General features: G+C 52.9%; 23 protein-coding genes. 10 read left to right on the forward strand and 13 right to left on the reverse strand.

Going from position 1 to position 24,466, the window contains the following annotated elements:
• Positions 1-244: 244 nt before the first annotated feature.
• Positions 245-1,018, forward strand: coding sequence for a 3-hydroxybutyrate dehydrogenase (locus tag DL239_RS07685; RefSeq protein ID WP_167683425.1), 774 nt, complete (start codon positions 245-247; stop codon positions 1,016-1,018).
• A gap of 76 nt (positions 1,019-1,094) precedes the next feature.
• Here the strand turns inward: DL239_RS07685 and DL239_RS07690 are convergent, their stop codons facing one another.
• The 4 genes from DL239_RS07690 to DL239_RS07705 all read right to left on the reverse strand — a co-directional run bounded on the left by DL239_RS07690 (position 1,095) and on the right by DL239_RS07705 (position 4,602).
• Positions 1,095-1,784, reverse strand: coding sequence for a DUF502 domain-containing protein (locus tag DL239_RS07690; protein ID WP_167683426.1), 690 nt, complete (start codon positions 1,782-1,784; stop codon positions 1,095-1,097).
• A gap of 80 nt (positions 1,785-1,864) precedes the next feature.
• Positions 1,865-2,779: a pseudouridine-5'-phosphate glycosidase gene (locus DL239_RS07695; RefSeq protein WP_167683427.1), complete on the reverse strand. Its 915-nt coding sequence runs from the start codon at positions 2,777-2,779 to the stop codon at positions 1,865-1,867.
• On the reverse strand, positions 2,776-3,684 hold the full coding sequence (locus DL239_RS07700) for a PfkB family carbohydrate kinase (RefSeq protein ID WP_167683428.1): 909 nt from the start codon (positions 3,682-3,684) through the stop codon (positions 2,776-2,778). Before DL239_RS07700 ends, DL239_RS07695 begins: the two co-directional genes overlap by 4 nt.
• A gap of 45 nt (positions 3,685-3,729) precedes the next feature.
• Entirely contained in the window at positions 3,730-4,602 is an 873-nt protein-coding gene (locus tag DL239_RS07705; RefSeq protein WP_240931797.1) for a DUF4198 domain-containing protein, read from the reverse strand.
• On the opposite strand from DL239_RS07705, the gene DL239_RS07710 reads away from it, so the two are divergent.
• Positions 4,535-5,686: a HupE/UreJ family protein gene (locus DL239_RS07710; RefSeq protein WP_167683429.1), complete on the forward strand. Its 1,152-nt coding sequence runs from the start codon at positions 4,535-4,537 to the stop codon at positions 5,684-5,686. The genes DL239_RS07705 and DL239_RS07710 overlap by 68 nt on opposite strands.
• A 5-nt stretch (positions 5,687-5,691) precedes the next feature.
• Here DL239_RS07710 and DL239_RS07715 read toward each other — a convergent pair whose 3' ends face one another.
• Positions 5,692-6,312 carry a thiamine phosphate synthase gene (locus DL239_RS07715; RefSeq protein ID WP_167683430.1) on the reverse strand — a complete coding sequence of 207 codons (621 nt, stop codon included), beginning with the start codon at positions 6,310-6,312 and terminating at the stop codon, positions 5,692-5,694.
• A 161-nt stretch (positions 6,313-6,473) separates the two neighbouring features.
• Between DL239_RS07715 and DL239_RS07720 the strand changes: the two genes are divergently transcribed.
• The 3 genes from DL239_RS07720 to DL239_RS07730 are packed head-to-tail and all read left to right on the forward strand — an operon-like array spanning position 6,474 to position 9,900.
• Entirely contained in the window at positions 6,474-7,223 is a 750-nt protein-coding gene (locus tag DL239_RS07720) for an RNA methyltransferase (RefSeq protein WP_167683431.1), read from the forward strand.
• Between the two features lie 59 nt (positions 7,224-7,282).
• The gene (ctaA, locus tag DL239_RS07725; protein WP_167683432.1) at positions 7,283-8,434 is read left to right on the forward strand and encodes a heme A synthase; all 1,152 of its coding nucleotides are present in this window, start codon (positions 7,283-7,285) and stop codon (positions 8,432-8,434) included.
• A complete protein-coding gene (locus tag DL239_RS07730) occupies positions 8,431-9,900 on the forward strand; it encodes a carboxypeptidase M32 (protein WP_167683433.1) in 1,470 nt (489 codons plus the stop codon). The genes ctaA and DL239_RS07730 overlap by 4 nt, the downstream gene beginning before the upstream one ends.
• Positions 9,901-10,003: 103 nt before the next feature.
• Here the strand turns inward: DL239_RS07730 and gyrA are convergent, their stop codons facing one another.
• Positions 10,004-12,703 (reverse strand): DNA gyrase subunit A, encoded by a 2,700-nt coding sequence (gene gyrA, locus DL239_RS07735; protein ID WP_206188386.1) that lies wholly within the window; start codon positions 12,701-12,703, stop codon positions 10,004-10,006.
• A gap of 223 nt (positions 12,704-12,926) precedes the next feature.
• Between gyrA and DL239_RS07740 the strand changes: the two genes are divergently transcribed.
• The gene (locus DL239_RS07740; RefSeq protein WP_167683435.1) at positions 12,927-13,196 is read left to right on the forward strand and encodes an usg protein; all 270 of its coding nucleotides are present in this window, start codon (positions 12,927-12,929) and stop codon (positions 13,194-13,196) included.
• Positions 13,197-13,223: 27 nt separating this feature from the next.
• Here DL239_RS07740 and DL239_RS07745 read toward each other — a convergent pair whose 3' ends face one another.
• Positions 13,224-14,177 (reverse strand): radical SAM protein, encoded by a 954-nt coding sequence (locus DL239_RS07745; protein WP_167683436.1) that lies wholly within the window; start codon positions 14,175-14,177, stop codon positions 13,224-13,226.
• A 216-nt stretch (positions 14,178-14,393) separates the two neighbouring features.
• Here DL239_RS07745 and pgl point away from each other — a divergent pair, with 216 nt between their 5' ends.
• Complete coding sequence (gene pgl / locus DL239_RS07750) at positions 14,394-15,065, forward strand: 6-phosphogluconolactonase (protein WP_167683437.1); 672 nt, start codon at positions 14,394-14,396, stop codon at positions 15,063-15,065.
• A gap of 17 nt (positions 15,066-15,082) precedes the next feature.
• On the opposite strand, the gene DL239_RS07755 is transcribed toward pgl, so the two are convergent.
• The 5 genes from DL239_RS07755 to DL239_RS07775 all read right to left on the reverse strand — a co-directional run bounded on the left by DL239_RS07755 (position 15,083) and on the right by DL239_RS07775 (position 19,353).
• Entirely contained in the window at positions 15,083-15,607 is a 525-nt protein-coding gene (locus tag DL239_RS07755; RefSeq protein ID WP_167683438.1) for a hypothetical protein, read from the reverse strand.
• Between the two features lie 409 nt (positions 15,608-16,016).
• Positions 16,017-17,090 (reverse strand): tyrosine-type recombinase/integrase, encoded by a 1,074-nt coding sequence (locus DL239_RS07760; protein ID WP_167683439.1) that lies wholly within the window; start codon positions 17,088-17,090, stop codon positions 16,017-16,019.
• 297 nt (positions 17,091-17,387) lie between these two features.
• A complete protein-coding gene (locus DL239_RS07765; RefSeq protein ID WP_167683440.1) occupies positions 17,388-18,374 on the reverse strand; it encodes a DUF2303 family protein in 987 nt (328 codons plus the stop codon).
• Between the two features lie 30 nt (positions 18,375-18,404).
• Positions 18,405-18,770 (reverse strand): hypothetical protein, encoded by a 366-nt coding sequence (locus tag DL239_RS07770; RefSeq protein ID WP_167683441.1) that lies wholly within the window; start codon positions 18,768-18,770, stop codon positions 18,405-18,407.
• Positions 18,771-19,083: 313 nt separating this feature from the next.
• Complete coding sequence (locus tag DL239_RS07775; RefSeq protein ID WP_167683442.1) at positions 19,084-19,353, reverse strand: hypothetical protein; 270 nt, start codon at positions 19,351-19,353, stop codon at positions 19,084-19,086.
• A gap of 227 nt (positions 19,354-19,580) precedes the next feature.
• Between DL239_RS07775 and DL239_RS07780 the strand changes: the two genes are divergently transcribed.
• From DL239_RS07780 to DL239_RS07790, 3 genes are all read left to right on the forward strand, one after another.
• Positions 19,581-20,615 (forward strand): IS110 family RNA-guided transposase, encoded by a 1,035-nt coding sequence (locus DL239_RS07780; protein WP_167683443.1) that lies wholly within the window; start codon positions 19,581-19,583, stop codon positions 20,613-20,615.
• A gap of 692 nt (positions 20,616-21,307) precedes the next feature.
• On the forward strand, positions 21,308-21,880 hold the full coding sequence (locus tag DL239_RS07785; RefSeq protein WP_167683444.1) for a LabA-like NYN domain-containing protein: 573 nt from the start codon (positions 21,308-21,310) through the stop codon (positions 21,878-21,880).
• Positions 21,873-22,154, forward strand: coding sequence for a hypothetical protein (locus tag DL239_RS07790; RefSeq protein WP_167683445.1), 282 nt, complete (start codon positions 21,873-21,875; stop codon positions 22,152-22,154). The genes DL239_RS07785 and DL239_RS07790 overlap by 8 nt, the downstream gene beginning before the upstream one ends.
• A 585-nt stretch (positions 22,155-22,739) precedes the next feature.
• On the opposite strand, the gene DL239_RS07795 is transcribed toward DL239_RS07790, so the two are convergent.
• Positions 22,740-23,357, reverse strand: coding sequence for a VPLPA-CTERM sorting domain-containing protein (locus DL239_RS07795; RefSeq protein WP_167683446.1), 618 nt, complete (start codon positions 23,355-23,357; stop codon positions 22,740-22,742).
• Between the last annotated feature and the right edge of the window lie 1,109 nt (positions 23,358-24,466).

The raw sequence follows: 24,466 nt of genomic DNA on the forward strand, positions 1-24,466 counted from the left end.
CGGGCGTTTTTTTTGGGGACCGAAGGTTAACCTTTTCAGGCTCTCAATCAAAAACGGGTGTTTCAGGATACTGATCTTTGCGAGTTTCCTTCAGATTTCTCCAGTTTGGAATCCGTTTTTGACCTCACTTTATGGGAAAATCTCAGCAAACTGAGTTTCCATGCGGAACCGACGTTTTCTTTGCAGTTGCAGCATGGCAAACTGTTCTGAATTTAAAATGACATCAACGAGAGGGAAGAGGCCAATGTCTTTGCAGGGAAAAACCGCAGTTGTGACCGGCTCAAATTCGGGAATCGGACTTGGGGTCGTGCGTGAGCTGGCACGGGCGGGAGCAAATGTGGTGCTGAATTCGTTTACTGATAGTGAGCAGGATCATGCCTTGGCCGAAACAATCGCTGCAGAATTCGGTGTTTCAGCGAGATATATTAAGGCGGATATGTCCGTTGCACAGGAATGTCGGGATCTGATAGCCTCCGCCGGAGCCTGTGATATTCTGGTGAATAACGCCGGTATTCAGCATGTCTCACCCATTGATGAGTTTCCGCAAGAAAAGTGGGATGCGATCATATCGATCAACCTTAACTCGGTCTTTCATACGACCGCAGCAGCGCTGCCCGTGATGCGTGCTGCAGGATGGGGGCGGGTGGTCAATATAGCGTCGGCCCATGGCCTGACGGCTTCACCATTCAAATCGGCCTATGTCGCAGCCAAACATGGGGTTGTAGGGATGACTAAAACTGTAGCTCTTGAAACAGCGCAGGAGCCCATCACTTGCAATGCGGTTTGTCCTGGATATGTGCTGACACCGTTGGTCGAAGCGCAGATCCCTGACACCATGGCTGAATATGATATGGACCGTGAAACAGTGATAAAAGATGTGATGTTGGCACGTCAGCCGTCGAAGGAGTTTGCGACGGTAGAACAGCTAGGCGGAACGGTCGCATTCTTATGCTCTGATTCAGCGGCGCAGATCACCGGCACCACATTGAGTGTCGATGGCGGTTGGACTGCGTTGTAGAATAAAGGATGCGGGGGCCAGCCCCCGCACCCCCGGGATATTTGTGGCCAGATGAAGCTGTCACAGGTCGTGAGGATCAGTCAGTCGATGGGTCTTCTGGCTGGGTTGGGTCCTTGCCGTTTGGATAAACAAGACCGGCAGAAATGACGAGTTTGGCGGCGTCCTCAACGCTCATTTCCAGTTCAATCACGTCTTCTTCTGGTAAGAACAGGAGAAACCCAGAGGTTGGGTTTGGTGTGGTTGGAAGAAATACGCTCATCAATCTTCCGTCAGGATCTACCTGTTTGTAGATTTCGCCTTTGGCCGTGGTCGACACAAATCCGATCGCCCAAATCCCCTTGCGGGGGTACTGGATCAAACAGGCTTTTTCAAAACTGCGTTCTGATTGAGCAAAGACTGTTTCGGAAATCTGCTTGATACCGGAGTAGATGGTGCGAACAACTGGCATCCGCTCGACCAGACTTTCGGCAAAGGAGATCATTGATCGGCCCAAAATGCCCTTGGCGATCCAGCCGATGATGATCGTGAACAGCAGAAAGATGATCAGACCGATGCCGCGTAGATTTATGCCGATGTATTGTTCCGGAAGGATCGTGGCAGGCACCAGCGGCAGAATAACACTATCCACCCAGCCCATAATCGACCAAAGCAGCCAGATCGTCAGACCCACCGGGGCAATGACAACAATGCCTGTCAGAAATGACGAGCGAAGTCTGGCAAAGAGGCCTGGGCGCCGGTGTGGTTCTTGGTCAAATGGAGTTGTCATTTATCTTTTTCGCTGTTGGTCGGTCGCAACCTAGGTAGTTTCCTAGTCGGCGGCAATGGTCAGTCATCAAACTGTGCTACTCATGTGTGCAACGCGACTAGTTCGCGCGCTATTTGAGCTGCCAGTCGTGCATTGTTTCGCACAAGTGCGATGTTTGCGGTCAGGGAGCGGCCCTCTGTCAGCTCAAATATCCGTTGCAGCAGGAAGGGGGTGACAGCCTTGCCGCTTACGCCTTGCTCGTCCGCCTCTGTCTGAGCCTGCAGGATGATTGGTGCCAGGATTTCAGCTGGGATTTCGTCGGATTTGGGGATTGGGTTGACGATCAATTGACCGCCGGGAAGGCCGACTGCCTGACGCATAGCGTGGGCGCGGGCGATTTGGCCCGCGTCATCCATGCGAAGGGGGGCTGTTAGGTCGGATTGAGACGACCAGAATGCTGGCATGGAATCCTGCTGGTAGCCGATGACAGGCACACCTTGGGTTTCCAGAACCTCGAGCGTTTTAGGGACATCTAGGATCGCCTTGGCGCCTGCAGCAACCACGGTCACCGGCGTGGCGGCCAGTTCCATCAGGTCGGCAGAAATATCAAACGACTTTTCGGCCCCTTTGTGGACGCCGCCAATGCCGCCGGTTGCGAAGACATCAATGCCTGCCAAATGTGCGGCAATCATGGTGGCTGCAACTGTTGTGGCACCGGTGCCGCCGCTGGCGAGACAAGCTGCGAAGTCTGCGCGAGACAGTTTGGAAACGCCTTTGGCTTGGCCCAGCATTTTCAGCTGATCGGATTCTAGTCCGACATGTAGCTGACCGTCGAGAACAGCGATTGTCGCTGGGGTTGCGCCTGCGTCACGAATATCTTGTTCAACCTGCGCTGCAACTTCGATATTCTGGGGGTAGGGCATACCATGGGTGATGATAGTGCTTTCCAGCGCTACGATTGCAGTGCCCGCTGTTTTGGCGGTCTGGACCTCGGCCGAGTATTTGATGTCGATCACAGTGGGGGTTCTCCTGAAACATAGGTGGCCGCGGCCTTGAGGGCAGATGCCAATGCATTTTCGCCAGTGTCACCACGGGTTTCTGCGGCGATATGTGCGGCCATAAAGGTATCTCCGGCCCCGGTGACGCGTGCAACGGTGACGCGGGGTGGGACGAGAGTGATGAGTGATTGTGGACTTGCTTCGGTTGCAGAGCTGCCGCCGTCAGTCACCAAGACGCGACGGGCGCCGCGGTCGAGCATTGCCTGAGCGGCGGTTGCACTGTCGCTGAATTCGGCCTGACAGAGCAAGCCGGCCTCTTCTAGATTGACGTAAAGCGTGCCGCGATTTCGGGTTAGGAATGGGCGTAGGCGTTCCGCCTTGCCCGGTGAAGCCGGGGCGATGCGAAGGTCAGCGGCAGAAAACGCGGGATCATTTGCGATATCGTCGAGCAGCGAAAGGGTAAGGTTGCCATCAAGCGCAATTGGGCCTGCGTAAGGAGTCTCGGCGGTGCCAAGGCTGCCATCGTGCAAAGGTTTTAGGATTTTGTCGCCAGCTGCCTCCAGCGAATGGGCGTCGGCGATGGCTGCGATTAGCCCATTTGCGCCCTCTACCGCCATATAGCGATCTGTGGGCAAGTCATCGGAACGGTACAGATGATCGGTGATTAGCCCAAGCCGCGTGCAGGCGGCGACCAGTTCGTCGCCTTCATCGTCGCGGCCAACGGTGCTGAGCAAAGAAGGCGTCAGACCAAAGCGCGCCAGGGTCATAGCGATGTTCATCGCGACACCGCCTGGAAGGCGACTGATGCGCCCCGGCATATCGGACCCACGCCGCATTTCCATCGGCGAGCGGCCGATGATATCCCATAGGACAGAACCAATACAAAGAATGTTCGGGCTGGATGGTTGGATAGTTTGTGTCATGCAGGTGTTCTGCCTATTTTTGCAACCGCTCGCAAGCTGCAACCATCATTGAGGCGTAGCAAATGTCAGGGATGCCCACAATGTCTCCCAAACGGGCTCTTCGGTTTCTGGGGCAGGGCGCAGAACAACTGCGTCCAACAGGTAAGTATGGCTGGGTTGAACTGGAATAAAAGCTTTCCCACCCGTGTCCGTACTTTGCGTAAATACCCTGACGTGACCGCTAGGATGACGTTCAAACACCTCAAATTGGGCGTATGGGCGGGGATTTCCCAGGTAATACAGCGTCACAGGCATGCCAGATCGTATGTCATCAGTATAAGGGTTCGCACCTGCAACGAACTCAGTTTCCATACCAAGGAGTGTGTCTTCGCCCTTCCCATTGCCAACAGCGACTAGCGATTTGGCATGGCGTGTGTACGTCTCGGAGAAACCTTGCTTTGGTAAGCCTCTGGCCTGATGGAGTTGGGTAGCGTTGGGAAAACCCTTGAGGTCTATGAAGGTTTGAAACTCTTCCCATGTGTCGTAAGTGAGTGTTTCCGGAGCCGTTTCGTGCGAAATGATCAACAGTCCCGCTTGTGCGCTATCAAGTTGAAAGGCCGGTAGGTCGCCCATACGCCCCCGGTAGGCTTTGGTTTGCTTCCCTTGTGTGAAGTCAAATCGCTTGGTGCGTCTTGCAAAAAACACTTGGTTGGCACCACTGAAGTTCTGACCATTTCGAAGGTCGGCGATCACTGGCTCCTCTGTTTCGACTTGATATTTCTGCGGTTCGATCCAAAACTCATGCGAAAGAGTAGGCTGGGTGGAGAACATCAGGCCAACAAGAGCAGCACTAAGACGGCGGAATGGGCAAATGGGCATTGGTAGAACCTTTTGGAAACTGAGGAACAGGCTGGCTGTAACGCTGTTTTTGTCAACCATTGCTTTTGTCACGTTACTGGCGACTGCTAATGCGCATGAAGTTACACCGACGATTGCTGATTTTCGGGTGGAGGATGGTCAGATCGCACTTGATCTGCGGCTGAACATTGAAGCCTTTGTCGCTGGTATCAATTTGGATGGAATGGCGGATACTGATCAGGCCGAACAGGCAAATGACTATGACAGTCTTCGTGGATTGGATCAGGCCGAGCTAGAACCCATGGTGCGCCAGTTCGCTGAGGAGTGGTTGGAGACAGTTAGAGTGACAGCTGGTGGAGCGCTGCAACTTAGCGTAACCGAGATCCTTATCCCCGAAGTCGGAGACGTGGAGGTGCCGCGTGCGACGTATTTGATGTTAAACGGTAGCGTTCCGGACCATGCCCGCAGCCTGACCGTCTATTGGCCCGAAGGGTCCGGTGGCGTCGTGTTGAGGCAAAACGGAGTGGACGAGCCATATACAGGTTACCTGCAAGGCGGAGAAACCACCTCGCATATTCCGTTGAGTGGTGGGGCTGCACTTAGCTCTCAGGAAACATTTGTTGCCTATCTGCCTGTTGGTTTTTCCCATATTCTGCCGAAGGGACTGGACCATATATTGTTCGTGCTGGGACTGTTTTTCCTAAGTTCTCGACTTAGACCGCTGCTGTGGCAGATCACCGCCTTTACTGTCGCTCATACAATTACCCTCGCGTTAGGGGCCATGGGATGGGTACAGGTATCGCCAGATATCGTTGAGCCCTTGATCGCGGCATCGATCGTTTATGTCGCGGTGGAGAACATTTTCCTGCGTCATCTGACAGTCTGGAGACCTTTGGTAATTTTTGGCTTTGGACTGTTACACGGTCTGGGGTTTGCTTCTGTGCTGGGAGAGTTTGGGCTTCCCCAGGATCAGTTTATAGCGGCATTGATCGGGTTCAATGTGGGCGTGGAACTGGGGCAATTGACGGTGATCGCCATTGCGTTTGCCACAGTTAGCTTTTGGTTTCAGTCGCACCCCAAATATCGCGGCCGGGTGGCGATTCCTGCTTCGATCACCATTGCGGCGATCGGAGCATATTGGTTTGTCGAACGGGTGTTTTTGTAACCGGTTCAGCCCATCGCCGACGTGAAGCGTGACAGGGCTAATACAGGGTTTTCCTCACGCCAGATCTCATCACCGATGCCTAGGAAGTCGGTGAAGGGGGATATATTACGGACCAGATCTTCGGTCAGGCCACCTTCGGCGACGACTGGGACTTCGATCATTTCTGACCACCATTTGAACAAGTCCAAGTCGGCAATGGCGCCGTCGCCTAACCCTGACGTACCAACCGGTCCGAAGCTTACGTAATCCGCGCCTGCTTCAGCTGCCGAGATTCCGTCATGGTTTGACGCGCCGCAAAAGCTGCCGACAATGGCGTCTGCACCCATTGCCTTGCGTGTGGCGCGAACAGACCGTGCGGAGTCGGTCAGATGTACCCCATCCAACCCCAGTCGTTCAGCCAGCAGTTGATGGTCTGAAATCACAATGGCAACGTCCCGCGCATGTGTCACTTCCCGCAGAGCGTCAGCTGCCCGGCTGAGGGTGTCTTCATCGCGGCTTGCCATATCCAGACGTAGGCAGGCCACATCAGTGGAATCTAGAACCTTGGCCAGCTGATCAGGAAATTGGCCGAGCTCAAAACTTGGCGGTGTGACCAGGTAGATCTGCGGCTTTTCTGGGCTGTCCATGGGTTTGGTCCTTATTATATCTTGCGGCTGTTTAGCGTATTAAGATGGAGGTGCAAGGTTTATAGGGTGCGGACATAATATTCGTGATACCGGAAAAATGCCAGATCTTGCTCTGACAACGATTGCAGACTAGATCGGTGCGAGTTTTCAGAGAGAGTGACATGCCGACCCAAACCTCACAGCCCGCCTTTGTTTTGGTCCGCCCACAAATGGGCGAGAATATTGGGGCAGCCGCCCGCGCCATGTGGAATTTTGGTCTGGACCGAATGCGCATCGTGGCGCCACGTGATGGCTGGCCCAGTCAAAAAGCTGTGGCAATGGCATCGGGTGCGGGACGTTTGTTAGACGAAGCGAGGCTAAGTCCGGATGTGCCAGATGCGGTAGCTGACTGTTCATATGTCTTCGCCACCACAGCCCGTCAGCGGGGGTTAACCAAGCCAGTTTACAGCCCAGAGGCAGCGATGAAACTCGCCGCTGAAAAAATCGCGGCTGGAGAAAAAGTGGCGGTCATGTTTGGGCCTGAACGGGCAGGGCTAGAGAACGAAGATATAGCCAAGGCTAACGCCATTATTTCAGTCCCGGTGAATCCTGCATATGGTTCTTTGAACTTGGGCCAATGTGTGCTGTTGACTGCTTATGAATGGCAACGTCAGGTTGCAGAGATCGACCACGAGGTGGTTGAAATGGGCAAGGCGGATTGGGCAACAGGCGTTGAGATTGAGAAACTGTCCGACCATTTTGAAGATCGTTTGATGGAGGCGGGGTTCTTTTACCCGCCGGAAAAAGCGCCGAACATGAAGGTCAATCTGCGCAATTTGTGGAGCCGAATGGCGCTGACAAATGCGGATGTACAGATGCTGCACGGCATCATGCGACAGATGGTTCGCTGGAAAAAACGCGGTGAAGAATAAGTCGACTGGACCTCTGATGAGGAGGGATCTAGCGTGACGACGAAGTAAGTGAGGCGAGCATGAGCAAGCGGAATATTTTTGAAGAAGTTGACGGGGAACGGTCGGCAAAACCGCCTGCTCAGACTGGCCTAATCGACCGGAAGAACAGCGGCGCTCGCAAGGCTATTCGGGCCTGGCTGATGGTGCTGTTTGCCCTTGTGGTCGCCATGATTGTCGTCGGCGGGCTGACGCGCCTGACAGATAGCGGGTTGTCCATAACAGAGTGGAAGCCGATTACCGGGGCAGTGCCGCCACTGAGCGAGGCGGACTGGCAGATTGAGTTCGATAAATACCAACAGATTGACCAGTGGCGCATTGAAAACCAATGGATGCAGCTCGACGATTTTAAGTCGATCTACTGGTGGGAGTGGAGCCACCGACAGTTGGGTCGGGTGATAGGATTGATCTGGGCAATTGGCTTTCTTGGCTTTCTTGTCGCACGCAAGATTCCAGTCGGCTGGACAGGACGGCTGGCACTGCCAGGGCTGCTTGGCGGATTGCAGGGTGGCATTGGTTGGTGGATGGTTGCATCAGGTGTCACGCAGGGCGAAGGCATCGTGACCGTCGCGTCCTACCGCTTGGCAGTCCATCTTGGTCTGGCTTTTGTCATCCTAGGCTTCCTGGCCTGGTACGTCATGCTATTGTCGCGCGAAGAACGCGATTTGATGCAGGCTCGACGGGGACGTGAGATTCGGCTTTTCAACCTTTCGACCGGCCTTCTACATCTTGCATTTCTGCAAATTGTCTTCGGAGCTCTGGTTGCGGGCATAGATGCTGGTCGATCTTATACAGACTGGCCGCTGATGGGCGGGCAGGTAATTCCGCAAAATCCGTTTCAGTTTGAACCGCTGTGGGTGAACTTCTTTGAAAATCCTGGTTTGGTTCAATTTATCCACCGAATAACCGGTTATCTTTTACTCGGCTTAGGTGTGACTGTCTGGCTGCGCGGTCGACGTAGCGCACACCTAATTACGCAAAAGGCGTTTCATCTAGTTTTTGCAATTTTGTTCGCACAGATTGCTTTGGGTGTTGTAACGGTTCTTTATGCAGCACCTTGGGAAATTGCGATCCAGCACCAGCTTTTGGCAGTGGTCCTGTGGTCGGTTATCCTACGAGCCCGCTTTCTTTCTGCTTATCCAATCACCACTTCAATCAAGGACATTAAACAATGAGCGCATTTGACAAACTGATGAGTTTCCAGCGCGACACGCAGGCACTTGGTCAGGTGGCTGGCCGCTTGGGGTGGGATCAGGAAACCATGATGCCGCGCGGTGCGTCCTCTCAGCGGGGCGTAGAAATGGCGGCCATTGAAGCTGTCCTTCACGCACGGCGAATGGACCCACAAGTTGAGGAATGGCTGGAGACAGCTGAGGCGCCGGACGAAGCCGGTGCTGCCCATCTTCGTGAAATCCGGCGCAGCTTTGATCGTGCGCAAAAGGTACCCGCTGACCTTGCCAAGAAACTTGCTCAGCTAACCTCGGAAGCGCAGGGCAAATGGGCTTCTGCACGTGCCGATGAAGATGTCGCTGCCTTTGCTCCGGTGCTGGCAGAGGTCGTTGCGTTGAAGCGTGAGGAAGGGGCTGCGCTGGCAAATGGCGGCCACCTTTATGACGCCATGATCGAGGACTATGAGCACGGCACCACGAGCGCGCAAATTGGTGAAATATTTGATGCCATGCGTCCACGCTTGGTGAACCTGCGGTCGGCTGTTTTGGAACGGCCATCCCCCAAGGGTTTGCAGGGGGAGTTTGACGAACCCAAGCAGATGAAACTGGCCCGCAAGGTGGCCAAGGCGTTCGGCTACGACATGAACCACGGCCGCGTGGATAAGGCTGTGCATCCGTTCAGTTCGGGCAGTGGGCAGGATGTGCGGATCACTACTCGCACCAGTGCAGATGATCCGTTCAACTGCATCTATTCGACGATCCACGAGGTTGGTCATGCCTGTTACGAGCAGAACGTCGATAAGGCGTATTTGCTGACACCCTTGGGTAGTGGCGTATCAATGGGGGTTCACGAAAGCCAAAGCCGGATTTATGAAAATCAGCTTGGCCGAGGACGTGCGTTTGCGGGGTGGTTGTTTGGCCAGATGAGTGAGGTGTTTGGAGATTTTGGTATTGCCAATGCCGACGAATTTTATGCTGCAGTCAACAAGGTTCACAACGGCTATATCCGGACTGAGGCTGACGAGATTCAGTACAATCTGCACGTCATGTTGCGGTTCGATTTGGAGCGGGCGTTGATGTCCGGAGACCTGCAAGTTTCAGATCTGGAGACGGCATGGAATGATCGTTTCGAGGCAGACTTTGGCTATGCGGTAGATAAGCCTTCGAACGGCTGTCTGCAGGATGTTCACTGGTCGGTTGGTCTGTTTGGTTACTTCCCAACTTACAGCCTGGGGAACGTCTATGCGGGATGTTTGAACCAAGCCTTGCGTACCGCTGTTCCCGATCTCGATCAGCGTCTATCGAAAGGTGACACCTCGGTCGCTACTGGCTGGCTGCAAGAGAACCTTCAGCAACACGGAGGCCTGCGCTCGCCTCGGGATACGATTGAACATGCGGCAGGTATGGCGCCGACACACGAGCCGCTTTTGGACTATCTTGAAGCAAAATTTGGAGAGATCTACGGCTTGTAGAACCGGACAGGGGATCAAATCCCGAAGCCAACACACCATTAAAAAAGCGCCACTCGGATTTGAGTAGCGCTTTTTCTTTGTCTATCAGATGAGAGGGGGGAGGTTATTCCTCGGCACCCGCTTCGTCTTCATCATTGTTCTGCTCAGCGATCCAAGCAACTGAGACGACTTCCTCGTTTTTGCCAGTGTTGAACACTTTGACGCCACCAGCGCTGCGAGATCGGAATGAGATCCCTTCGACTGGAACGCGGATCGACTGTCCCTTGGACGTGGCAAGCATGATCTGGTCTGCCAGTTCGACCGGGAATGTCGCGACAATTTCATTGCCCTTCATCGCAGCAACCCCTTGTCCGCCACGGCCGCTAACGCGGTAATCGTGCGAGGACGTCAGGTTGCCTGCACCACCTTTGTTGATGGTGACGAGTAGGTCATTTGCCGACAACATTTCCTGGTAACGATCTTCGGACAGAGCGCCTTCGATCTCTTCACCGTTCTCGTCCTCGGAAACATCGCTGCCCAGTTCCGACCGGAACCGTTTGATAAAGGCACTGCGTTCGGCAGGTTCGGCGTCAAAGTGACGGATGACCGACATCGAAACCACTTCGGCACCTTCGGCCAGTTTGATGCCACGCACTCCGACAGAGCTTCGGCTGTTGAAGACACGAACCTCGGTGGTGGGGAAGCGGATGGCGCGACCTGCACTGGTGACCAGCATTACATCTTCGTCTTCGGAGCAGATGCGAGCATTGATCAGTTTGGTGTCGGCGTGCTCATCCTCAAACTTCATCGCGATCTTGCCGTTTGATTTCACATTGGTGAAATCAGACAGCCGGTTCCGTCGCACGGTGCCGGCAGATGTGGCAAAGACAATCTGCAGATCGGCCCATTCTTTGTCCGGACGGTCCACTGGCATGATGGCCGCGATAGAAACGCCGGTTGGGATTGGCAAGATATTGACGATGGCCTTGCCCTTGCCGGTGCGGCTGGACTGCGGCAAGCGCCAGGTCTTTAGTTTGTAGACCATGCCTTCGGTGGTGAAGAACAGAAGCTGCGTATGGGTGTTGGCCACAAAGAGGGACGTGATGACGTCCTCTTCCTTGGTCTGCATCCCGGACACACCCTTGCCGCCACGTTTCTGGGCGCGGAAATCTGCCAGCGGTGTGCGTTTGATGTAGCCACCAGAAGTCACGGTTACGACCATGTCTTCGCGCTCAATCAAGTCTTCGTCGTCCATGTCACCGGACCAGTCGACGATCTCGGTGCGGCGCGGCACAGCGAATTGCTCGCGCACCTCGGCCAGCTCGTCCGAGATGATGCCCATGATGCGTTCACGTGAGCCGAGGATCTCAAGGTATTCCTTGATCTTCTTTGCCAGCTCTTCCAACTCGTCGGTGACTTCCTTGACCCCAATCTGAGTCAGGCGTTGCAGTCGAAGTTCCAGAATGGCGCGGGCCTGGGTTTCGGACAGGTTATAGGTACCGTCTTCATTGGCCGTATGGGTCGGATCATCAATCAGCTTGATGTATTCCAAGATCGGTTGCGCCGGCCAGCGGCGGGTCATCAGTTTTTCACGCGCCTCAGCCGCGTCTGCGGATGAGCGGATAGTGGCGACGATTTCGTCGATGTTGGTAACGGCAACCGCCAAACCACACAAAATGTGGCTGCGTTCGCGCGCCTTGCGCAGCAGGTAAGCTGTGCGACGTGCAACAACGTCTTCGCGGAAATCGATGAACGAGGTTAGGAAGCGACGCAGAGTCAGCGTTTCAGGACGACCACTATTCAACGCGAGCATGTTGCAGCCAAAATAGGTCTGCATGGGCGAGAACCGGTATAGTTGGTTCAAAACCACCTCGGGTGTGGCATCCCGTTTCAGTTCGATTACGACGCGCACACCGTTACGATCAGATTCATCCTGAACGTGGGCGACACCTTCGATCTTCTTTTCGCGAACCTGTTCGGCGATCTTTTCGATCATCGCCGCCTTGTTCACCTGATAGGGGATCTCATCAACGACGATAGCATAGCGATCACGGCGAATTTCTTCGACGCGAGTTTTGGCGCGGATAACGACAGAGCCACGACCTTCCAAATAGGCTTTGCGTGCGCCAGAGCGACCTAGCATGACGCCGCCAGTAGGGAAGTCGGGACCGGGCACATATTCGATCAGCTGTTCGCTGGTCAGGTCTGGATCCTCGATCAAGGCCTGAGTGGCATCGATCACTTCGCCCAGGTTGTGTGGCGGAATGTTAGTGGCCATACCAACCGCAATACCACCAGCACCATTGACCAGCATGTTCGGGAAGCGTGCTGGGAGAACCGTAGGTTCCTGATCCTTGCCGTCGTAGTTATCTTGAAAGTCGACAGTGTCCTTGTCGATGTCAGCCAGCACAAAGGCTGCCGGTTTGTCCATGCGGACCTCGGTATAACGCATTGCAGCTGCGTTATCGCCATCCATCGAACCAAAGTTGCCTTGGCCATCCAGCAGGGGCAGCGACATCGAGAAGTCCTGCGCCATTCGAACCAGCGCATCATAGATCGCGCTGTCGCCATGCGGGTGATATTTACCCATCACATCACCGACAGGACGCGCCGATTTCCGATATGACTTGTCGTGAGTGTTGTTTGTCTCGTGCATCGCGTAAAGAATGCGACGGTGCACCGGTTTCAACCCGTCCCGCAGGTCAGGAATAGCACGACTGACGATGACGGACATCGCATAGTCGAGATAAGAGGTCCGCATTTCGGATTCGATAGAGACGGTAGGACCATCATAAATCGGCCGAGAAGGGGGTGTTTCATCCATATTTTCAGGAGTTTCCGGCGTGTCGCTCACGTGTGCTGCCCGTTGTTATTGATGGGTCTATATCTAGTAGATGCACCCTATCAGAGAGGGTACATGGGGCGCAAGCAAGCAGAATTGCAGACCATCAATTAGGCGCTGAATTTCAAGTAACATGTTGGTTTTGGCCTTATTTAACCAGTTTCGGGCTACCATTGTCGGACACACCCAAAAACTGGAGGCAAAAATGGAGCCGTCTGAAACCGAGTTAATGTTAAAAGGCTATGGTCTGACCACTGCAGAGTTCACCTATTATATGCCGGACCATGTTCACGTTCTGAACACATATGTCTGGCAAGACTATGATCTAATGCCAGATCACCCCAAGCTGTTTAAATTTATAGAATTCTGGCAACGAGAGATTGAAGGTGCGCTACATTCAGTACGGTTTTGCCATCGCAAAATGATCAGCTCGGGGCAATGGCGAAATGTGAAGGGCATATTGCGCCTACATTAGTTATGGCTCGACGCTTTGTAAGCGGGATCACGCAGAACAACTTGCACCGCCCAATACGCAAAATTTGGCGCAATGAGGGTGGTTTAAAGCAACGTCTTGCTCGGCGTCTTTCAAGGATCGGCCCATTTCGAATTCTGGCGAGTAGGGGAGCAACGTACAGGCCACCACTGTTGGCGATTGGTCACCTTTGCGTTTTACCACCATCCGAGACGATGCGCACATGACTTCCTTTGGTGATTTGCCAAGAATCCCCCAACAGGCGGTGGTTATTTCGGGTACCTCGACTGTTTCATCCATTTCGGGAAACAGGACCGTCTGGCTTGGGTTGTGTGCATCAATGTTATAGCCATGGCTTTTGAACAGTGCTGCATATCCGGCGCGAGATTCCGCGTCGCTTTTGCCCCACTGGCTACGCCCTGCAATGGCCATTGTGAAACCGTTCTCTTGTAACCATGTCATGCCCTCGACTGACTTTTCAAAACTTCCTACACCGCGTTCGGCGTCATGAATTTCGGGTGCGTAATGGTCCAATGAGACACGCAATTCCAGCTTCCCCGGAAATTCGGAGTTCAGCTGCAATAGTCCAGTCTTGACCGACTTGCGCATCATGGGCCGCATGGCGTTGGTCAGAATTAGAACTCTGTACCCCTGCTGAAGTGCCGCACGGGCCATATCGATCATATGTGGGTTCATGAAGGGTTCACCGCCAGTAAAGCCGATTTCTTTAATAGGCCAGTTCCTTTGGCGAATTTGATCAAGATAGGCCTGAACCTCGTCGGTAGTAATATAAATCAGAGCATCATTGCTTGGTGAGCTGAGGATATAGCAGTTAGCACACTCAATATTGCAAAGTGTGCCGGTATTGAACCACAGTGTTTCTGGACTGCTGAGAGCGACGACTGCTCGTTCCTGACCATCGGCTGTAACTCGACTGTTCTGAAATTTGCCGGCATTGGCGGTTGTTTGGGGCAAGTCTTTCATCAGTCCGTCCAGGTTTTTGCGTCAACATTGCTTAGACGATTTTGCGGGTTGAGTTAAAGCTGTAAGGAAAACAAACTTTGGTGAGTTATGTTTTGAGATATTGCCAGTTGGCAAATATGTGGCGTTATGCGTAAACCATGTGATAGCGGTATCATCCGTGCGACGTATTCGGCGGGCGGTCGCGTCCGATTTTACGCAGAGAGCGGGGATTGACCCATGAACATTATTGAATACCCAGATCGAGACATGTTGGCGATTGACGTCGCAAGTCAAATCGCAGGGGATCTAAATACACACCTGTTGAACAATGACACCGCATCGATTGCTGTTGCAGGGGGAACAACACCAGCTCCGATTTTTGACGATTTGTGTGCTGCGGATCTGGACTGGTCCCGCGTTCGGGTTATGGCCACCGATGAAAGATGGGTCGACAGTAACAGTGACCGCTCAAATGCACGCATGATCCGCGAAAGACTGCTGGTCGACCGGGCTTCTGTGGCTCAGTTCTTGCCATTCTATGCCCCCAACAAAGAGCCTGAGGATGCTATGGGCGATCTTGCGTCTACGATATCCTCTGATTTGCCGATTTCGGTGCTGTTGTTGGGCATGGGGGAAGACATGCACACGGCTTCCCTTTTTCCAGGAGTGGAGGGGCTGATGGAGGCGCTGGAACCCACGGCACCAACATTGGTAGTGCTACGTCCAGATAGTCAGCCGGAAGCCCGTGTCAGCCTGTCAGCACATGTGCTGGACGCTGCGATTAGCAAGCACTTGGTTATTTATGGTGCTGAAAAGCGCACCGCGCTTGAGCGGGCACTGAAGTTACCGCCAGAGGAAGCGCCAATTCAGGCTGTGCTGTCGGGTTCAACAGTTCACTGGGCACCATAAGGTGAGGTTGATTCAGCTTAGCTTGAGCATTCTCTAACGCCCATGCGGATAATCTCGGTTCCTTTGATCCGGTGTACTCCATCTATGCGTTTGCGACCTTTTTTCATGAACCAATCCCGAAGCGGTTTTGGATAATCTTTTGAAATCATATGTGAGTATCGGTCGAATTCATCCGGTGCCAATCGTACGCCGCTGCGGGATGGGCCGTGAAATCCAAAAACCGTCCTTGCAGAAATGCATGTTTGTGGCAGCCCAAGAAACATCGTGCAGGTAGAGTAACAAACTGATCCTCGTATCTCAATCGGTTGACCGCTTGCCTGTAAGCTCATGATTTCTAGCTGTCGATCGCGCAGGAAGCCTCCGCGGTCGTCACGGATGATATACGGCCTAACACTAGCGTGTACTTGTCCACTACTGATTGCCAAGCCAAGGCAGACAATGAGTGCACCGCGAAGGGGGCTGGTGCTCGGTTTTGGTAGATCGAATAAACGACAGGCAATAGTAGACAGGGGCCGCAAAACGGCCTTTTTCAATGTTGTCATGGAATCCCCCACACTCACAAGCCCGAGGTTGACGGGCCACTCAGGCGCCCCCACGGCGCTGGCTTAGGGAACATATTGGCGGTTAACATTGCCTTGATGGGATCCGGGCTAATACGTTGAAGTTTACCAATAAAACAAGCTGTGGGTGTGTGTCCGGGTGGGTCTGACCGGATTAGGTGTGCTGATGAAGCGAAATGGGGCTCTGGTGCCTTGCGACCCAACAGGTCAGAAGGAGAAGGGCGTTGAATAGCGGTACGGTCTTAAGTGTGATCTGGCGATAAAGGGAGGCCGCAAAGAAGGCGGCACTGAAATTGCTGAAAACACTTAGAACATATGGATTGACTGGAGCGGGTAACGAGAATCGAACTCGTAACTTAAGCTTGGGAAGCCTGATGTGCGGCCTTATATTTCAATCACTTAGCTTGGAAGTCTGGGGGAAACTCTGGGGGACGCCATCTGAAAGGGGGCTGAAGCCATCCAGGGCAGACCGCATATCATCGACCAAAACATGCGCGTAGCGAGATGTTGTTTCGATGCTCTTATGGCCTAGAAGCTTGGAGACTAGTTTCAGGTCTCGTGTCTGCCGTAGCATTCGTGTTGCGAATGTGTGACGCAGGTCATGAAACCGGAAATCTTCAATCCCGGCCTTAGCCAGGGATTCCCGGAATTGAGTATTGAAGACACCGCCCTTGGCGACAATCTGGATGCGTTCAAGATTATTCTTGTTGATCCGTGTGAAAACGTGTCGGCGAGCCGAGATCACATTGCTCTTCGGAAGGGCAGACAAAAAAGCAGCCATTTCGCGGCTGATTGGGAATGTCATCGTTTCCCCGCCTTTCAGCCGAAACTCGATCTCGCGACGATCCAGGTGAATATCAGACCAAAGTAGCCCTGTCATGGTGGCTATCCGAACGCCTGTCATTAGACAGAACTTAACTGGGGCGTGAAGGTCCAGGGGGAGGTGTTCGAACAGCCGAACCTGTTCGTCTTGCGATAGTTCACGAATTCGCTCTTTGGCTTCCTTCGTTTGCGCTGCCCGAAAATCAAGTTCTGGAATCTGAACACTATAGAACTTCCCCATGTGTCTGAGGGCTCGGCCTAGGAGCTGAAGCTGTCTGTTCACGGTAGCGTTGGATACCTTAGCGCGTTTCTTCGCAACAAAGGCAAGAATGTCGGGGTTCGAAAGGCTTGTTATTCTGGTCTTGCCGCCCATAGCCGCGATCAAAGACTTGCTTTGGCTGGCCGTTGTGGCTGCGGATGGTTGGTGCTGACTTACGTCTCGAAAGTAAGTGCCCAATGCCTCTGAAAGTGAATAGTCGGCATTGATTTGCTTTTGTGCGGCACCCTTGGCCTCCGCACGAACATCAGCTTCTACCGCCTTCGCTTTTTCGAAGTCGTCTGTCCCAGTAGATCCTCGAAGGCGATGACCTTTGACGATGATGTCGTACTGGTAGACTTTGCTCTTTCCGGTTCTGAATGGCATTGTGTTTGCGCCTCAATGTATTCGTCAACGTCTTCCGCTCGATACCTAATGGCACCTCGGGCCACTGTTACCCACCTTAAGCCTCTGCGGCGGCAGGTGAGCAAGGATTTTTCGCAAATTTTCAACCGGGCTGCGACCTCAATTGGCTTTAGCAGTGCGGAGTTCATAATGTTTTGCCCAAATTGTTTTCCGTCATTTATTCAGTCCCTTCTGGCAGGCGGTTAAACTAGATCGGGAACCTCGCCGCCACCCGGCCAGAGGTATTACGGCGGCGAGGGTATCAGTCAGAACGACCGATTAGGTGGTTTCGGGAGAGCCGTAGAACGTGGTAAGTTCTGTTTTTTCTTGCGCACAGTTCACAGCTTCTTTGATGGCGTCATAGAAAGCGGCTTCTGGGTTGTAGAGGGTCAGTCGGAAAGAAACCGCAGACCCGTTTTTCTTGAAGCTGAACCGGACCGGCAAGCGATAGCTGACGCCTTGGTCAAATACAGGGATGGCGATCAGGAACAGATTGGGGATGGAGAGTGGTTTGCCCTCTGCATCTTTGTTCTCATTCTCGAAGGACATCTGCACAGTGCCGTCGTCCGGGTTGCGCCGGGTGATTAGGTTGCTGCTTTCGTAGATTTCCAGATGGCGGGACATTTCCATCAGTCGTGCAAACTGGCCGTAGCGGCCCTGCAGTTTGGCGGCGACCTCGATTAGGGGTTTTTCCCATGGTTCGGCGTTATTCACCTTGGTCCCGTCCAAAAGGGCGGGTGTGGGGTCGATGATATCCTTAGCGTGTTCTTCGATGAACTCACCAAGATCTGATTTGGCTAGGGTCTTTTGCGACACTGCGTTCCAGATCTTCCATTCTTCGGATACCGGGAATTTATAGAGCCCGCGGTGACGGCAATACCGGGCATTCGCATCGCCAGTTTTGGGATCGAGCTGCGGTGCGCCTTCCGGGTGATAGTCAATCACACTGGTTAGTGAGGGTTCACGGCGCGATTGGTTGGCAAACACAACCGATTCAGTACCTTTGAAACGGTTGGTCCAGTCAATGAAGCTTTCCAGCGTTTCAAAATTGGCCGTGCCGGATTTTTGCGCAGGTTTCAGGTAAGCTGCAGCGGTGCGCATGTTTTGTGTCACATCTTGGACTGTGCGCCCATTAGGGACGCTTACAAGGTGGGCGACGGTCAAATCAGCGCGGTCTGCTCCGGTGTCGATATTTGTAACGGGGCTCAGATCTTCCACGGTCTTGCGCATGGTTTCTGCGATATTTTGTACTTCTAAGTGATCCATGGTGGTCCTCTCGGATTTGAGTTGAGAAAGTTAGCTAGCAGTGCGTAGTTCGGTTTCTCCGGGCGAAACGTCCCGGATTTCCATTTTCAACTGCGCTGGGTTGGCGGGGGTAATCCGGCCTGAATCGCCCTGCCATGCTACGGCTGTGGCGGCGGGTTTCTGGGGCTCTTTGGCATCGCATTTGGCCGCAATTTGAAACATGCCGGCGCGATCCAGTTTGTAGTCCAGTTTGATGTTGAAGCTGCCCGATGCGGGTTTGTTGTTGTCTTCGACAAAGCTGGTCATGGCATTGATCAGCGCCTCGTGCTTGTCGTGAATTTGCATGAGGAATTCGCCGCTGTCCGGCAGGGAAAGAATTTGGTCGATCGTCTTTAGGTCGTGAGAATTGCTGTTCATGGCGTCCTCTTAGGTTCCTTTGTTGGACAATAATGGCGGGGGCGCGGTGCAAGGTCCGTGAGTTGCTTTGCGCGCCCCCTGTGACGTGCCTCAGCGCTCCGGTGTTGGTTGATGCGCGGGCGGGGAACTTTGGAGGAGGACTGACCCGCCCGCGCCGTTCCACGCTGTCGGGATGGGCGCGTGGAATTCTGACAGGGTGAGACCGGCGCTGTCCTCCTGGCGCGGGTCTTAGCTGCGAGGCGGGGGAGCCCGTTCGTTGGCCTGTCGGTGCTGCGTGGATGCGGCAACGGCCCATGAGGCGCGGCGTGTCAGGTCACGCAGCATGGCGGCGCTGGATCTTGTACCCCTGTTTGGCGGCATAGCTGCGTACGGTTTCGCCGACCCGGATCAGGGTCTGGTCAAGCGGTTCCGGATCTGGGGCAGGGTGGCCGATCAAGTGCTGAGGGCGCAGGCGCTGGGGGTCAAACCTCTGTCCGCGCGCCGCCTTCATTGTGGCCCAGGCAGCGGTAAACAAGCGGGTGTCGTGCAGATGATCCTGTGGTGTGTCGACGATCCGGCGGGCGGTGTTAAAGATGTCGTTCATTCAATCCTCCATCGGTTGATGAGACGATTGATAGCGGGGTAAACTTACCCAAGTCAATTAAAAATGGGTAAGTTTACCAGTTTCGTTTAAATTTAGTGCCTAGGTGGAGCTATTGTTTCGCTCCAAAGTCTGCATTGCGCAGATAGTATGCGTAATTGGGCTGCCTCTATTCTGAGGTCGAGCTCCCGATAAAATCACAGGACTGCTGTGAACAAGGGAGAGAGATGATGGAATACTTTGTTGGACTAGATGTTTCGCTTCGATCATGTGCGCTCTGTATTGTGGATACAAAGGGCAATGTCCTTCTAGAGCGCGAGCTGGGCTGCGAGGTCGATGACATTGCAGAGTGCCTTTCTGAGTTTGAATTCCCGATAGAACGTGTCGGCCTAGAAGCCGGAACTATGAGCCAACATCTTTACTTTGGACTGCAGGCCGCAGGTTTTGATGTGGTTTGCATGGAGGCGCGGCAGGTGAACGCAGCCCTGTCAGCGATGAGAAACAAGACCGATAAGAATGATGCCAAGGGCATCGCGCATGTTCTGCGCACCGGTTGGTTCAGTCCGGTTCATATGAAGAGCCGAGAGGCTCATGGCCTTCGTGCGCTACTCAGTACACGCAAGGCGTTGCTTAAGAAGACGATGGATCTGGCAAATGAGGTCCGTGGATTGCTGAAGATATTTGGCATCCGCCTGCCCAAAACGGTCTCGCATGGAAGTTTTGATGGCATCGTACGTCCTATGATCGAAATGGATGATGTTCTGGCGCATGCCCTTGTGCCGCTGCTCGACGCAAGGGTGGTACTGTATCAGCATTATCTGGAGCTTGATCGGCGCGTAAAGCGGGCTGCTAGTCATGATGAGGTTTGTCTAAGATTGATGACGGTTCCTGGAGTTGGCCCCATTGCAGCACTGACCTTTAAAGCGGCTGTCGATGATCCTACACGATTCAAAAAGTCCCGAACAGTTGGCGCGCATTTTGGACTAACTCCCCGACGTTTCCAATCAGGGGAGCACGACAATCCTGGTCGTATATCAAAGGCTGGGGACCGTGATGTCCGCGCTGCACTTTACGCAGCGGGCAATGCTCTGCTCATGCGAAGTATGGCACAATCGCAAATCAAATCTTGGGGCATGCGTTTGATGCGTACCAAAGGCCGACGCAGAGCGGTTGTTGCCGTAGCGCGAAAGTTAGCCGTTCTGCTCCATCGCATGTGGATTGATGGCACGGAATTCCGTCAGGAACAGTTGGGGAGCACGGTATGACATAAATCGCCAAGTACCCAACCCTGACAGGGTCGTCCTCACCGGACGAGGTCTGTGGATGAAGCCGAAAAATGTCGCTGCGTAGATTGAAGCGCGCCAGATAGTAGGACTCTCCACAGCCGATCCAACACATGCATGCAGCGGTGCCATCAGAGCATCAACCAGACTGCGAAGAGAAGTGTGACCCGGATGAGTGACAATGACCCAGAAAACAAGGAAAACGAGCTTGACCCAAACACCCAATTAGAGAAGCGACGTTTGCAAAGTCGGGCCGCAGCTCGCTCTGATACGACATGACCGGCCCAAGGCTGCCATTCGCGCTAAACTCGTCTTTGACTTTTCAACTCTAGCCTGGTTGGGATATGAGGCGATGGGATGCCGTTTTGCCGCCGAGTTAATCCGCTCGTGCACTAGTGTTTAAGTAGGCTTGGAAACTCCCAAACTTACATAAAGGATCTCCAAGTTCGAGCCTTCATCATGGTCAAATTTAATATGGAATGTTGTTTGAAGATGGCTTCAATGCAGTTTTGGAAATATTAATCCGAAAAAAATTCGACTGCGGAAAACTGGACGTCGGCGCTATCCTTTTGGTTAGTTAAATCCTCTAAAGAACCTGAATTTCGCCCTTTGCGCGAGTAGATCCACGTGTTGTTTTGTATCAATTTATACGGGTACATTAATAGGTGGTATTTATGTTTTATAAAGACGAACGACTTGCACTTCTCATCGACGGAACAAGTCTCTTCTCCGCTGGAAAAGCACTTGGATTTGACATTGATTACAAGCTGCTACGCCAAGAGTTCATGCGACGTGGCCAGATGTTACGCGCGCTCTACTATACTGTGTTGGTTGAGGGCGATGAGTACTCGCCAGTTCGCCCGCTCGTTGATTGGTTGAACTACAATGGTTTTTCGTCGGTAACTAAACCAGCCAAGGAGTACACCGACATCACGGGGCGCCGCAAAACTAAAGGCAACATGGATATCGAAATGACCGTGGACGCCTTGGATTTGGCTCCTCGCGTTGACCATGTTGTCCTGTTCTCCGGAAATGGAGATTTTAAACCGCTAGTGGCCAGTCTGCAGCGCCAAGGAGTTCGTGTGTCAGTGGTATCCACAATTCGTAGCCAACCGCCAATGATATCAGACGAATTGCGTCGTCAAGCTGACAACTTCATCGAACTTGAACACCTCAGAGACGTAATCGGTCACCCGTCACGTGAAGTGGCGGCTGGACAGCCGGAAATGGCACTTGCAGGTGAGTGATAGTGTCGTCTTTGATTACAGATTTCAACCTGACTTGTTCAATTGGCGAATTATGTCGGGTAAAGTGTCATCTCCAGATTGGGAACCGAAGAAAATGAATGCTCGAGAAATGCGGATGTTTAGCACTGTTTGCAAAGATCTAGAGGAAAAATACCTCCGTCTGGCAGAAAAAAATGTTAATCAACTGCCGTTTGATCCAATTGAGGTCGCCGCAGCATTGTCCGTGATCGCAGGTGATTTCCTGCCGGGTCCGGTGCCTTTGCGAACCACCTAACAAGACGACAAGTTTGTTGCTATGTCGCAAATTAAGGTGACGACAACTACTACCAGACATGTACTGCGTCACAGCAACCTCGACAGTGATTGGTGATTGAAGAGAGAGATCGCGGGCCGCTTGGGTGTTCGACAGCCCGGCGTTGCAAATGGCGCAATTTTCGGACTGCTGCCATTATAGTTGACAGCAGCGAACGACCAGATTCCGCCCCTCCCACTTCAGACGCCCCCATGCTGCACTGGGCACCAATGTCGTGGTTGGGCTGAAAGTGTGAATTCCCTGCGCCGAGATCCAACGGCAGGAATGAGCAGTATGCAACCTTTGCAAAGTGAGTATCAACGTGAGTTCAGATGCAACGTTAACGGCATTCTCTGTGGCCACCATGAATGACTGAGGTTTGATCAAAAGCGTCTAGAAAACAAATTCCGCTTAGATGAGATTAGACCAGGGGAATAGATAGATGCATGACACGATAATCTAACGTGTATTCTGAGCATCAGCAAATCTCTCTACATTATTTCGGGATGACCCAATAACAAAAAGGGCTCCTCGAAGAGAAGCCCTTTCAGCACCCATTATGGGTAATTACGACTTTTTCTTACGACGCAGAGCTCCAAGACCACCAAGGCCAGCGATCAGGAGAAAGCCAGTCGCCGGTAGCGGGACTGCCGAAATGGCGTCGCCGGTAATTTTAACGTAATCGAGCGCGAAGCCTTCGTTGGAAGAGCTAACCTTGGTCCAAAACATGATGTTGAACATAGAGTTGTCGGCAGCTGCCAACGAACGGGTCCGGATATGCCAATTGGTACCTCCGTCGTTTCCTCTGTAAAGCTGTGTCCAAGCATTCTGATTCGTCATGAGAGGAGCCGGATCAGAAGCCCATGATAGAGTAAGCTTATCAGCATATTCGTTTTTATTGTACGATTTCCATTTGAAACTAATCGTGAGATTTTCGAAACCTGTGGCATCGATCACCGCGCTGGCAGCCGCAGCGTCAGGTGTGCCGCTCAGTATATTTCCCAATAAAAGTACATCGTTACTGAAAGTGCGGACGCTGGAAGAATAACGTTCTAGCTCGCTCCAGCCATTCCCAACCATATTACTGCTGCGGCTAAAATTGTCTTGGAAGACAGTTGCCGCAGACACTGATCCAGCAGCCAGTACAAATGCAGCAGCAGCTGCAGCTCGAATAACTCTTTTCATTTCTCCCCCCAAAACGAATCAAAAACAACTAGCGGTAATTTTAACCTGTTAACATAAACCCCGCCACATTGTACTAAATAAATCCCATTTTACACAATCCGGAAATAATGACCTCTTAGAGTTAGCATTGTTGACAAAATTGACTTGCAATCCACATAATCCTACTCGGCCTCGTGCACTGAGGCTCCCTTTCAACCCCTCATCAGCCACCATCTGCTACCACAGGATAGTGGAAAAAATCGCCGTCTGAACTTCGCGACAGCATTGTCTATTTGGCGCGATGCGCATCCGCTTCTAACGCCACATCATCACACCGGTAGCTGGGTGCACCAAGAGGCGGTCAACCTGTCGTTGGCTAAGCGCTCTTCAAAGAGGCCGCCGAAAATTGCTAGCTTCTGCAACCAATCTGCGATGCAAAACATCAGCCATAGTGTGCTCCTTTGCGCAACTTCTTACAGGGGCTAACCATGTCACTTAGTAACTTGGCAATAGCTTATTTTCGCCGAGACGTTTGCAAGAACAACAGCGCTCGCATACAACCCCATATTGTGGGAAATAGTTTTGCTGTTCCGCAACTTAAGGTTGGTATTCCCCCAGTACAGACCTTGGTGCAGGCCACAGCGAAGGATCGGTTTCCGCCTTTCGTGCCTCAAGTGCCGAGCACGCTGCACCCGGCACGAATGTCTAGAAAGAGCTTATTCTGCTGAAAAACTCCCCAGCCGGAATAACGCGGCCACTAATAGGAACAAGCGTTTCGCGAGCGCGCCTATGGAGAGCAACATCCTCAGAATAGTGCCCCAACGGGACAGTGTTCCGATGAAATGCACTCAATTGTCCAAGAACCGAGTTTTTAACAGAATTGGCTGGAAGCGGTCATCTGAGCCGAAACAAGTAACGGCAGCTTCGTCCGCACCTTTGCCGTTGGTGCGCAGTTCAACGAATGACGGTTGTCCGCCCTTCCTGCTTCAGACGTCCCCAATGCTGCACCGCGCACTAAGGTCTTATAAGGGCTAATGTTGTTGAAAAACTCTTGTTGATTTGAGGGTATATGACTGATTCAATTTCCTTATTGGCGTGGGGGGATTGGTGGCGATGTTAGGACCAAGGCA

Origin of the sequence: Parasedimentitalea denitrificans, assembly GCF_011813015.1 — a bacterium.
GTDB lineage: Bacteria > Pseudomonadota > Alphaproteobacteria > Rhodobacterales > Rhodobacteraceae > Parasedimentitalea > Parasedimentitalea denitrificans.

Coding starts and splice junctions, on each gene's coding strand:
- DL239_RS07685 (WP_167683425.1), top strand. CDS start 245: ATGTCTTTGCAGGGAAAAACCGCAGTTGTGACCGGCTCAAATTCGGGA.
- DL239_RS07770 (WP_167683441.1), bottom strand. CDS start 18,770: ATGAACAGCAATTCTCACGACCTAAAGACGATCGACCAAATTCTTTCC.
- DL239_RS07780 (WP_167683443.1), top strand. CDS start 19,581: ATGGAATACTTTGTTGGACTAGATGTTTCGCTTCGATCATGTGCGCTC.
- pgl (WP_167683437.1), top strand. CDS start 14,394: ATGAACATTATTGAATACCCAGATCGAGACATGTTGGCGATTGACGTC.
- DL239_RS07730 (WP_167683433.1), top strand. CDS start 8,431: ATGAGCGCATTTGACAAACTGATGAGTTTCCAGCGCGACACGCAGGCA.
- DL239_RS07745 (WP_167683436.1), bottom strand. CDS start 14,177: ATGAAAGACTTGCCCCAAACAACCGCCAATGCCGGCAAATTTCAGAAC.
- DL239_RS07690 (WP_167683426.1), bottom strand. CDS start 1,784: ATGACAACTCCATTTGACCAAGAACCACACCGGCGCCCAGGCCTCTTT.
- DL239_RS07785 (WP_167683444.1), top strand. CDS start 21,308: ATGTTTTATAAAGACGAACGACTTGCACTTCTCATCGACGGAACAAGT.
- DL239_RS07705 (WP_240931797.1), bottom strand. CDS start 4,602: ATGGTTGACAAAAACAGCGTTACAGCCAGCCTGTTCCTCAGTTTCCAA.
- DL239_RS07710 (WP_167683429.1), top strand. CDS start 4,535: ATGGGCATTGGTAGAACCTTTTGGAAACTGAGGAACAGGCTGGCTGTA.
- DL239_RS07720 (WP_167683431.1), top strand. CDS start 6,474: ATGCCGACCCAAACCTCACAGCCCGCCTTTGTTTTGGTCCGCCCACAA.
- DL239_RS07700 (WP_167683428.1), bottom strand. CDS start 3,684: ATGACACAAACTATCCAACCATCCAGCCCGAACATTCTTTGTATTGGT.
- ctaA (WP_167683432.1), top strand. CDS start 7,283: ATGAGCAAGCGGAATATTTTTGAAGAAGTTGACGGGGAACGGTCGGCA.
- DL239_RS07775 (WP_167683442.1), bottom strand. CDS start 19,353: ATGAACGACATCTTTAACACCGCCCGCCGGATCGTCGACACACCACAG.
- DL239_RS07795 (WP_167683446.1), bottom strand. CDS start 23,357: ATGAAAAGAGTTATTCGAGCTGCAGCTGCTGCTGCATTTGTACTGGCT.
- DL239_RS07765 (WP_167683440.1), bottom strand. CDS start 18,374: ATGGATCACTTAGAAGTACAAAATATCGCAGAAACCATGCGCAAGACC.
- DL239_RS07760 (WP_167683439.1), bottom strand. CDS start 17,090: ATGCCATTCAGAACCGGAAAGAGCAAAGTCTACCAGTACGACATCATC.
- DL239_RS07715 (WP_167683430.1), bottom strand. CDS start 6,312: ATGGACAGCCCAGAAAAGCCGCAGATCTACCTGGTCACACCGCCAAGT.
- DL239_RS07755 (WP_167683438.1), bottom strand. CDS start 15,607: ATGACAACATTGAAAAAGGCCGTTTTGCGGCCCCTGTCTACTATTGCC.
- gyrA (WP_206188386.1), bottom strand. CDS start 12,703: ATGGATGAAACACCCCCTTCTCGGCCGATTTATGATGGTCCTACCGTC.
- DL239_RS07740 (WP_167683435.1), top strand. CDS start 12,927: ATGGAGCCGTCTGAAACCGAGTTAATGTTAAAAGGCTATGGTCTGACC.